8 protein-coding genes are annotated in these 9430 nt (G+C 65.8%); 6 read left to right on the forward strand and 2 right to left on the reverse strand.

Going from position 1 to position 9430, the window contains the following annotated elements:
- On the reverse strand, nt 1–429 hold a 429-nt coding region (locus AD428_RS17660), incomplete at its 3' end, for a hypothetical protein (protein ID WP_053246046.1).
- Nucleotides 430–895: 466 nt separating this feature from the next.
- Here AD428_RS17660 and AD428_RS17665 point away from each other — a divergent pair.
- The 3 genes from AD428_RS17665 (at nt 896) to AD428_RS17675 (ending at nt 4418) form a co-directional block, all read left to right on the forward strand.
- The gene (locus AD428_RS17665; RefSeq protein WP_053246047.1) at nt 896–1990 is read left to right on the forward strand and encodes a TRAP transporter substrate-binding protein; all 1095 of its coding nucleotides are present in this window, start codon (nt 896–898) and stop codon (nt 1988–1990) included.
- Between the two features lie 122 nt (nt 1991–2112).
- Nucleotides 2113–2751, forward strand: coding sequence for a TRAP transporter small permease subunit (locus AD428_RS17670; RefSeq protein WP_053246048.1), 639 nt, complete (start codon nt 2113–2115; stop codon nt 2749–2751).
- 2 nt (nt 2752–2753) lie between these two features.
- Nucleotides 2754–4418 carry a TRAP transporter large permease gene (locus AD428_RS17675; protein WP_053246049.1) on the forward strand — a complete coding sequence of 555 codons (1665 nt, stop codon included), beginning with the start codon at nt 2754–2756 and terminating at the stop codon, nt 4416–4418.
- Here the strand turns inward: AD428_RS17675 and AD428_RS17680 are convergent.
- Nucleotides 4379–5320, reverse strand: coding sequence for an isocitrate lyase/PEP mutase family protein (locus tag AD428_RS17680; protein WP_082308475.1), 942 nt, complete (start codon nt 5318–5320; stop codon nt 4379–4381). The two genes, AD428_RS17675 and AD428_RS17680, sit on opposite strands and share 40 nt — an antisense overlap.
- Nucleotides 5321–5617: 297 nt before the next feature.
- Here AD428_RS17680 and AD428_RS17685 point away from each other — a divergent pair, with 297 nt between their 5' ends.
- The 3 genes from AD428_RS17685 to AD428_RS17695 all read left to right on the forward strand — a co-directional run.
- Nucleotides 5618–6331 carry a gluconate 2-dehydrogenase subunit 3 family protein gene (locus AD428_RS17685; RefSeq protein WP_053245659.1) on the forward strand — a complete coding sequence of 238 codons (714 nt, stop codon included), beginning with the start codon at nt 5618–5620 and terminating at the stop codon, nt 6329–6331.
- Nucleotides 6332–6334: 3 nt separating this feature from the next.
- Nucleotides 6335–8110: a GMC family oxidoreductase gene (locus AD428_RS17690; RefSeq protein WP_053245658.1), complete on the forward strand. Its 1776-nt coding sequence runs from the start codon at nt 6335–6337 to the stop codon at nt 8108–8110.
- A 13-nt stretch (nt 8111–8123) separates the two neighbouring features.
- The coding region (locus AD428_RS17695; RefSeq protein ID WP_053245657.1) for a c-type cytochrome at nt 8124–9430 on the forward strand (1307 nt) is incomplete at its 3' end.

Consider the following 9430-nt stretch of genomic DNA (forward strand, 5'->3'; position numbering starts at 1 on the left):
GCCAGCCGCACGCCCGGCGTCGTCGGGGTGGCCGGCGAGATAGCGCAGCAGTTCGGCGTAGGTGCGGCGGCTGTGGGCCAGGGCCGCCTGGCGCCAGGCCTCGGGCAGTTCGTCGTCGTACATGGCGCTGCACAGCCGCTGGTGCGCCGTCAGCAACAGGCGGCGTCGGGTGGCGTCGTCGCCGGTTTTTTCGCAGAGGTCGGCCAGGTTGTGGTGGGCGATGACCCAGGCGGCCACGCCCGCGTCGGCATCGTCGTCGACCGCGAATCGATCGCGCGCCTGGGCCAGCGCGGCGCGGTAGTGGGACTCGGCTTTGCGGAGGTCGCCCGCCTGGAAGGCGAGGTTGCCGTGGCGCGTGGCCAGCCTCCACCGCGCCAGGCTTGCGGCGGCGGGCCGGGCGAGGGCGTATCGATGGTCGACGGCGTGCATGGCGGCCTTCGTGTTTCTTTAACAATAAAGCAAATGATAAGCACTGTTATTTGCGATAGCAAATTTCAGGCGGGCCCGAAACGGAGGCGGATACGTGCGACATAGCAGTTGTGCGCGACATGAAAGGGCGCGCCGGGAGGGCGGTTTTTATTTAGAACTTATGGTTATAAAAACTGGTTTTCTTATATTTTTGACTGCGCGCCGCCGCTCCTGGGCGACGCGCTGCGGTCAGGCGCTGCCGCGCTTTTTTTGCGCATCCCGGTCCGACCAGCGCCGGCGGGGAGAAAAATTTCACGAAACTTACGGCGAGGGTTTTCCCGGTTCGTTACGAAGTCGTTTGCCGATACGATGGCGCCCGAAAACCATAAACGCGACCAATTGTTACCCGTTGGGACGCGCAGCGGGGAATGCACCCCATTCTCCGGCACAGCGACTGGGCACTTTATCCAAGTTGGGAGACTTCCACATGCAACGCCGTTCATTCCTCAAGAAAGCCACTCTGGGCGCGGCCGCCGGCGGCGCCACCCTGGCAGCCCCCGTATTCGCGCAGGACGCGCCGACGCTGAACTGGCGCCTGGCGTCGAGCTTCCCGCGCAGCGCCGACGCCATCTATTCCGGCGGCGAAAGCCTGGCCAAGTACGTCTCGGAGGCCACGGGCGGCAAGTTTTCCATCCGCGTGTTCCCCGCCGGCGAAATCGTGCCGGCCCTGCAGGTGCTGGACGGCGTGCAGAACGGCACCATCGAGTGCGGGCATTCGGCCTCGTACTACTACTTCGGCAAGGACCCCATCCTGAGCTTCGACGCGGCGGTGCCGTTCGGCCTGAACACGCGCCAGATGAACTCCTGGATGCGCCACGGCGATGGACTGAAGCTGATGCGCGAGGTGTTCAAGAAGTACAACGTGGTGAACTTCCCGTGCGGCTATACCGGCACCCAGATGGGCGGCTGGTTCCGTAAGGAAATCAACACGCTGGACGATCTCAAGGGCCTGAAGTTCCGCATGAGCGCGTTCGCCGGCGCGGTGCTGTCGCGCCTGGGCGTGGTGCCGCAGCAGATCGCGGGCGGCGACATCTATCCGGCGCTCGAGAAGGGCACCATCGACGGCGCCGAATGGATCGGCCCCTACGATGACGAGAAACTGGGCTTCAACAAGGTGGCGCCGTACTACTACTTCCCGGGCTGGTGGGAAGGCACGCTGCAGGTGTCGCTGTACGTGAACCAGGACGCCTACAACAAGCTGCCCAAGCACTACCAGGCGGTGCTGGACCAGGCCTCGGCTGCGGCGACCAACGACATGATCGCCAAGTACGACGCGGAGAACCCGGGCGCGCTGCGCCGCCTGATCGCCGCCGGCGCCAAACTCAAGTCCTTCCCCAAGCCGGTGCTCGACGCCTGCTACCAGGAAGCGCTGAAGGTGTACGCCGACATGAGCGCGAAAGACCCGATGTTCAAGAAGGTCTACGAAAACATGCGCGACTTCCGCGACAACGAGCTGCCCTGGTTCCGCGTGGCCGAAGGCAGCTTCGACAGCTACATGGGCACCATCAACCGCGGCAAGTAAGTCCGCGGCGATGTCCCCGGGGCGCGCGCCTTCTTGCCATGAAGCGCGCGCCCTTTTCGTCCTCTCCTGGTAGACCCTAGCAGCCGCCGGGCATGCCGGCCCGGCGGTGTCGGAAATCCATCATGAATGCCCTATTAGCCTTGTCCCGCTTGATCGACGCGATCAACACGGCGGTCGGCCGGTGCGTGACGTGGCTGACGCTGGTCGTCGTCGTCATCAGCGCCGGCAACGCCGTCATCCGCAAACTGTTCCAGACCAGCTCCAACGCGTGGCTGGAGCTGCAGTGGTATCTGTTCGGCGCCATTTTCCTGCTGGCCGCCGGCTACACCCTGCTCAAGAACGAGCACGTGCGCGTGGACGTGCTCTCGTCCAAGCTGCCGCGCCGCGCGCAGGTGTGCATCGACATCTTTGGCGTGATTTTCTTCCTGCTGCCGGCCTGCGTGCTGATCGCCTATCTGTCGTGGCCCATGTTCATGGACTCCTACGTGACGCATGAAATGTCTTCCAACTCCGGCGGCCTGATCCGCTGGCCGGTCAAGCTGCTGATTCCCGTGGGCTTCAGCCTGCTGATCCTGGCCGGCATTTCGCACCTCATCAAGTGCGTGGGTTTTCTGATGGGGCGCTGCCCCGATCCGGGCGCGCGCGAGGAGGCCGAGTCGGCGGAGGAAGCGCTGGCGCGCGAGATCGCCGAGGAGGCGCGGCAGCGCGAAGCGCGCGAGCTGGGCCAGCGCCAGCCGGGCGATGACGGGGAGGGCCGTTGAACATGGATTTCTTCATTGCAAACATGGCCCCCATCATGTTCGCCACGCTTGTGGTGTTCCTGCTGCTGGGCTTTCCGGTGGCGTTCGCGCTGGCGGCCAACGGCATTCTGTTCGGCCTGATCGGCATGGAACTGGGGCTGCTCAATGCCGCGCTGTTCCAGGCGCTGCCGCAGCGGGTGTTTGGCATCATCGCCAACGATACCTTGCTCGCCGTGCCGTTCTTCACCTTCATGGGGCTGGTGCTGGAGCGCTCCGGCATGGCGGAAGACCTGCTGGAAACCATCGGCCAGCTCTTCGGCACCGTGCGCGGCGGACTGGCGATTGCCGTGGTGTTCGTGGGAGCGATGCTGGCGGCCACCACCGGCGTGGTGTCGGCCTCGGTCATTTCCATGGGCCTGATCTCGCTGCCCATCATGCTGCGCTACGGCTACGACCGCCGGCTGGCCAGCGGCATCATCGCGGCATCCGGCACGCTGTCGCAGATCATTCCGCCTTCGCTGGTGCTCATCATCCTGGCCGACCAGTTGGGCCGCTCCATCGGCGACATGTACCGTGGCGCCATCGTGCCGGGCTTCGTGCTGGCGGGCGCCTACGTGGTCTTCGTGGTGGTGATGTCGCTCATCAAGCCGGACAGCGCGCCGGCCCTGCCCGAAGAGGCGCGTTCCTTCCGCGAGCCCAACGGCACGCGCGGCGGGCGCTCGCTGCTGGTGCTGATGATCATCTCGGCGGCCTCGGCGTATTTCACCGGGCAGTACCTGGAGTCCGACACCGCGCCCATCGACGAGCAGATCGTGCTGTCGCTGCTCATCTGGGGCCTGACCGCCTTCGTCATCGCCATCGTCAATAAGGTGTTCAGGCTGCGCCTGCTGTCGGCGCTGGCCGAGCGCGTGACCTTTGTGATGATCCCGCCGCTCTTTCTCATCTTCCTGGTGCTGGGCACGATCTTCATCGGCGTGGCCACGCCGACCGAAGGCGGCGCCATGGGCGCGGTGGGCGCCATCCTGATGGCGATGTCGCGCAAGCGCCTCTCGCTCAAGCTGCTCAAGCAGGCCATGGACACCACGACCAAGCTGTCGACCTTCGTGGTCTTCATCCTGGTGGGGTCCACGGTGTTCGGCCTGACCTTCCGCGGTGTGAACGGCGACTTGTGGGTGGAACACCTGCTGATCGGCCTGCCGGGCGGGGAGTACGGCTTCCTGATCGCGGTCAGCGCGTTGACCTTCGTGCTGGCGTTCTTCCTCGACTTCTTCGAGCTGGCCTTCATCATCGTGCCGCTGCTGGGGCCGGTGGCCGACAAGCTGGGCATCGACCTGATCTGGTTCGGCGTGCTGCTGGCGGTGAACATGCAGACTTCGTTCATGCACCCGCCGTTCGGTTTCGCGCTGTTCTACCTGCGCTCGGTCGCGCCCAAGGACCGCTACCGCGACAAGGTCACGGGCAAGATGATCGAGCCCGTGACCACGGGGCAGATCTACCGCGGGTCGATTCCGTTCATCGTGATCCAGCTGCTCATGGTGGCGGCCGTGCTGCTGTTCCCGGCCATGGTCATGCACTACAAGAGCGACGCGCCCGAGGTCGACGCCAGCAAGGTGAAAATCCAGGTCGACACCGACTACGGCGGCGGCATCTACGACACGCCGCAAGACCCCGCGGCCGGGTTCAAGTAGCCCGGCGCGGCAGGGCCGGCCGCGTCCTGCAGGCCCAGACCGGCGTGTCCGCGTGCGCCGGCGTCAGCGCGGGGGCGCGCGGCGTTGCGGCCGAACAGGGCGTTGAGCTCGCTGCCCGCGGCCGCCTGGGCGAAGCCCTCGAGCCGGCCTTCGGCCAGGCCGCGCGCGGCGCGCATGAAGCCGCCCCAGGCCGCGCGCGCCAGCGCGCCGCCCACGCTGACGCGCCGCACGCCCAGGCGGGCGGCTTCGTCGATGGAAAGGCCGCCGGGTGCGCCGAGCAGCAGGTTGACGGGCCTGGGCGCCACGGCCTGCACCACGGCCCGTACTTGTTGCGCCGTCTGGATGCCGGGCGCGTAGAGGCAGTCGGCCCCGGCTTCGGCATAGGCCTGCAGGCGGGCAATGGCGTCGTCCAGATCGGGCGAGCCGGCGAAGAAGTTTTCGGCGCGCCCCACCAGCAGCGTTTCGCCGCCCGCGGCGTCGATGGCCTGGCGCGCCGCCGCGATGCGATGCGCCGCGGTTTCGATGGGCAGCAGCGGGGCGGCCGGGTCGCCCGTGCTGTCTTCGATGGACAGCCCGGCCACGCCGGTTTCGACCGCCAGGGCTACGTTTTCGGCCACTTCGCCGGGCGTGGCCCCGAATCCGTTTTCGAAATCCGCATTGACGGGCAGGCTCGTGGCCCGCACCAGTTCGCGCAGGTGCGCCAGCACGGCATCGCGCGGCAGCGCATTGTCGGCATGGCCGGTGGACCAGGCCAGTCCGGAACTGGTGCTGGCCAATGCCTTGAAGCCGAGGTGCTGCAGAAAGAGCGCGCTGCCGATATCCCAGGGATTGGGCAATACGAAGCAGCCGCTCCGGTGCAACGCCCGGAAGGCGGCGCGTTTTTCGGAAATGCTCGGGGGCATGGGTATCTCTCCGTTTTTAATGAATTCGTCAGCAGGATTTAAGCGGATAGAAATATGACGAAAACCTGAATGGAAAACTGTTTTCAAAACCGCCGAAAACCCGCTTTCATTGTCAAATTTTGAAACTGGAGCCCATTTTTACGCCTATTGCACTCCGTAATGCGCGCATAATGGGGTCGCTTCCGGGTTTTCCCGGTAGGCTCTTTTTGCAAGCGTGTTGTCACCGTTCCGGCAGTTCGTGGTTCGAAATTCATGTCGTCGTTGCGTGACAGCATGGAATTTTTCACGGAGATGTCTATGACAGACGAGGCAAAACCGCGCAGGCGCTTCCTGCAGGCGCTGGCCATCGTGCCTGCTTCCACCCTTGCGGTGGGCACCATGGCAACCGGCTGTAGCAGCGCCGCCGACAAGGCGGCGCCGGCTTCCGCAAAGGCCTACGAGCCTACCTATTTCACCAAGCCCGAATGGGCGTTCATCGTGGCCGCGGTGGATCACCTGATTCCCGAAGACCAGTACGGTCCCGGCGCCGTCGCGGCGGGCGTGCCCGAATTCATAGACCGCCAGATGGAAACGCCCTATGGCCACGGCAAGCTGTGGTACATGCAGGGGCCGTTCCACCCCGACGTGGCGCCCGAGCTGGGCTACCAGCTCAACCAGAACCCCCGCGAGCTGTACCGCCACGGCATCGCCGCCTGCGATGCGTGGTGCAAGAAGACGCACGGCAAGGTCTTCGCCGAGCTCGACAAGCCGGTCCAGGAGCAGGTGCTGAAGGACATGCAGGCCGGCAAGATCGAATTCGATACCGTGCCCGCCAAGACCTTCTTCAGCTACCTGCTGACCAACACCAAGGAAGGTTTCTTCGCCGACCCGATGTACGGCGGCAACAAGGGCATGGTGGGCTGGAAGATGGTGGGTTTCCCGGGCGCGCGTGGCGATTACATGGATTGGGCCGACCAGCCCAATGTCAAGTATCCCTACGGCCCTGTGTCGATTTCCGGGGAAAGGGGCTGAGCGATGGCGATCAAGAAAGAAAAAGTCGATGCCGTGCTGGTGGGTTTTGGCTGGACCGGCGCCATCATGGGCCAGGAACTCACGGAAGCCGGCCTGAACGTGCTGGCGCTGGAGCGCGGCGGCATGCAGGACACGCCCACGGATGCGGAATATCCGAAGGTGCTGGACGAACTCGCCTATTCGGTGCGCGGCAAGCTGTTCCAGGATCTCTCCAAGGAAACCGTGACGATACGGCATGGCGTCGACGACGTGGCCGTGCCGTATCGCCAGAACGGCTCCTTCCTGCTGGGCACCGGCGTGGGCGGGGCGGGCTTCCACTGGAACGGCATGCACTACCGCATCCTGCCCGAGGAACTGGAGCTGCGCACGCGCTACGAGACGCGCTACGGCAAGAAGTTCATCCCGGAAGGCATGACCATCCAGGATTTCGGCGTCACGTTCGACGAGCTGGAGCCCAGCTTCACCAAGTTCGAGTACGTGTGCGGCACCTCGGGCAAGGCCGGCAACCTCAACGGCAAGATCGTCGAGGGCGGCAATCCGCACGAAGGCCCGCGCAGCAAGGAATACCCGCTGCCGCCCCTGACCACCACCTACGGCGCGCAGCTTTTCGAGAAGGCCGCCCGCGAAGTGGGGTTCAACCCCTATCCGGCGCCGGCGTCCAATGCGTCGGGCCCGTACACCAATCCGTACGGCGTGCGCCTGGGGCCCTGTAATTTCTGCGGGTTCTGCGAGAACTACGGGTGCTACATGTACTCGAAGGCCTCGCCGCAGACGACCATTCTGCCGGTGCTGCTCAAGAAGCCGAACTTCGAGCTGCGCACGCACTCGCACGTGATCAAGGTCAACCTGGACTCTTCCGGCAAGAAGGCCGTGGGCGTGACCTACATCGACGCCCAGGGGCGCGAGGTGGAACAGCCCGCCGACCTGGTGATCCTGTCGGCCTACCAGATGCACAACGTGCGCCTGCTGCTGCTTTCGGGCATCGGCAAGCCCTACGATCCCAAGACCAACGAAGGCGTGGTGGGCAAGAACTACGCCTACCAGATGAACGGCGCGGTGAACGTGCTGCTGCCCAAGGGCACCCAGCTCAATCCCTTCGTGGGCACGGGCGCGGGCGGCGTGAGCATGGACGACCTGAACGGCGACCAGTTCGACCACGGGCCGCTGGGCTTCGTCGGCGGCGCCAGCATCCGCCACGTGCGCTACGGCGGGCGCCCCATCAAGCAGACGCCCACGGTGCCGGGCACGCCCGCGTGGGGCACGGCCTGGAAGGCCGGCGTGCAGGACGCCTACCAGCGGTTCCTGACCATCGGCATTTCCGGATCGGTGATGTCGTACCGCGACGCCTACCTGTCGCTGGACCCGACCTACAAGGACAGCTTCGGCCAGCCGCTGCTGCGCATGACCTTCGACTGGCATGACAACGAGTTCGACATGCTGGCCTACATGGGCAAGCGCATGGAGGAAGTGGCCAAGGCCATGAATCCCGAGAAGCACTTCGTGGCCGTGCGCAAGAAGGGCGCCCGCTACGACACGCGCGTCTACCAGAGCACGCACAACACGGGCGGCGCGATCATGGGCGCCAACCCCAAGGAAAGCGTGGTCAACAAGTACCTGCAGAGCTGGGACGTGCCCAACGTGTTCGTCATGGGCGCCTGCGTGTTCCCGCAGAACATGGGCTACAACCCGACCGGCCTGGTCGGCGCCCTGGCGTTCTGGTCGGCCAAGGCGATTCGCGAGCAGTACCTGAAGAACCCCGGTCCGCTGGTCCAGGCTTGAGGAGGGACGCGTCATGATGAAGCAAACCATAGCCGCGGCCCTCGCTCTGTGCGCCGCAAGCGCCGCCTGGGCCGCCGAGGGCACGCCCGCCGCGGCCGACGCGCAGCTCGTCAAGCAAGGCGAATACTTGTCCCGCGCGGGCGACTGCATCGCCTGCCACACCGCCAAGGACGGCAAGCCCTTTGCGGGCGGCCTGGGTCTGGATTCGCCGCTGGGCGTCATCTATTCCACCAACATCACGCCGGACAAGGAAACCGGCATCGGCGAATACAGCCTGGAAGACTTCGACCGCGCCGTGCGCCATGGCGTATCCAAGGACGGCCACACGCTGTATCCGGCCATGCCGTATCCCTCGTACGCCAGGATGTCGCCCGACGACGTGAAGGCGCTGTATGCGTACTTCATGCAGGGCGTGCAGCCGGTCAGGCAGGAGAACAAGGACACGGACATCGTCTGGCCGCTCTCCATGCGCTGGCCGCTGGCGGTGTGGCGCTGGATGTTCGCGCCCGACGTCGCGACCGCGCCCGTTACCGTGCCCGACGGCGCGGACAAGCAGGCGCTGCTGCGCGGCCAGTATCTGGTCGAGGGCCTGGGCCACTGCGGCACCTGCCACACGCCCCGCGGCTTCGCGCTGCAGGAGAAGGCGCTCACCGACGCCGACGGCTCCGACTATCTGTCCGGCGGCGTGGTCGAGGGCTGGCTGGCCAAGAACCTGCGCGGCGATCCGGTGGACGGCCTGGGCGCCTGGAGCAAGGAAGACATCGTGGCCTTCCTGAAGTCCGGGCGCAACGGGCATTCCGCCGCCTTCGGCGGCATGGCCCAGGTGGTTTCGGACAGTACGCAGCACCTCACCGACGAGGACCTGAACGCCATCGCTGCCTACCTGAAGAGCCTGCCGCCCGCCCGCAAGGACGCGGCCGCGGCCCTGACGTACGACCCGGCCGTGGCGCAGGCGCTGCGCACCGGCAAGGACCAGGGCGACGGCGCCATGACCTTCCTCAACAACTGCGCGGCTTGTCATCGCAGCACCGGCAAGGGCTACGAGCAGACCTTCCCGCAGCTGGCGCTGAGCAGTACGGTCAACTCGGCCGATCCGACCTCGCTCATCCACATCGTGCTCAAGGGCGCGCAGATGCCGGGCACCGGCGCGGCGCCCACGCGCTATGCGATGCCGGGCTTCGACTGGCGCCTGACCGACAAGGAAGTGGCCGATGTCGTGACCTTCGTGCGCGCGAGCTGGGGCAACAAGGGCGCGGCCGTTACCGCGTCCGACGTGGCCAAGGTGCGCAAGGACGTCGGCGCGGCGGCCGCGCCGGCCCG

This window comes from Achromobacter sp. DMS1, assembly GCF_001270295.1.

What these genes read in the sequence shown, in the direction of transcription:
- AD428_RS17665 (WP_053246047.1), top strand. Translation starts at nt 896, where the DNA reads ATGCAACGCCGTTCATTCCTCAAGAAAGCCACTCTGGGCGCGGCCGCC.
- AD428_RS17670 (WP_053246048.1), top strand. Translation starts at nt 2,113, where the DNA reads ATGAATGCCCTATTAGCCTTGTCCCGCTTGATCGACGCGATCAACACG.
- AD428_RS17675 (WP_053246049.1), top strand. Translation starts at nt 2,754, where the DNA reads ATGGATTTCTTCATTGCAAACATGGCCCCCATCATGTTCGCCACGCTT.
- AD428_RS17685 (WP_053245659.1), top strand. Translation starts at nt 5,618, where the DNA reads ATGACAGACGAGGCAAAACCGCGCAGGCGCTTCCTGCAGGCGCTGGCC.
- AD428_RS17680 (WP_082308475.1), bottom strand. Translation starts at nt 5,320, where the DNA reads ATGCCCCCGAGCATTTCCGAAAAACGCGCCGCCTTCCGGGCGTTGCAC.
- AD428_RS17690 (WP_053245658.1), top strand. Translation starts at nt 6,335, where the DNA reads ATGGCGATCAAGAAAGAAAAAGTCGATGCCGTGCTGGTGGGTTTTGGC.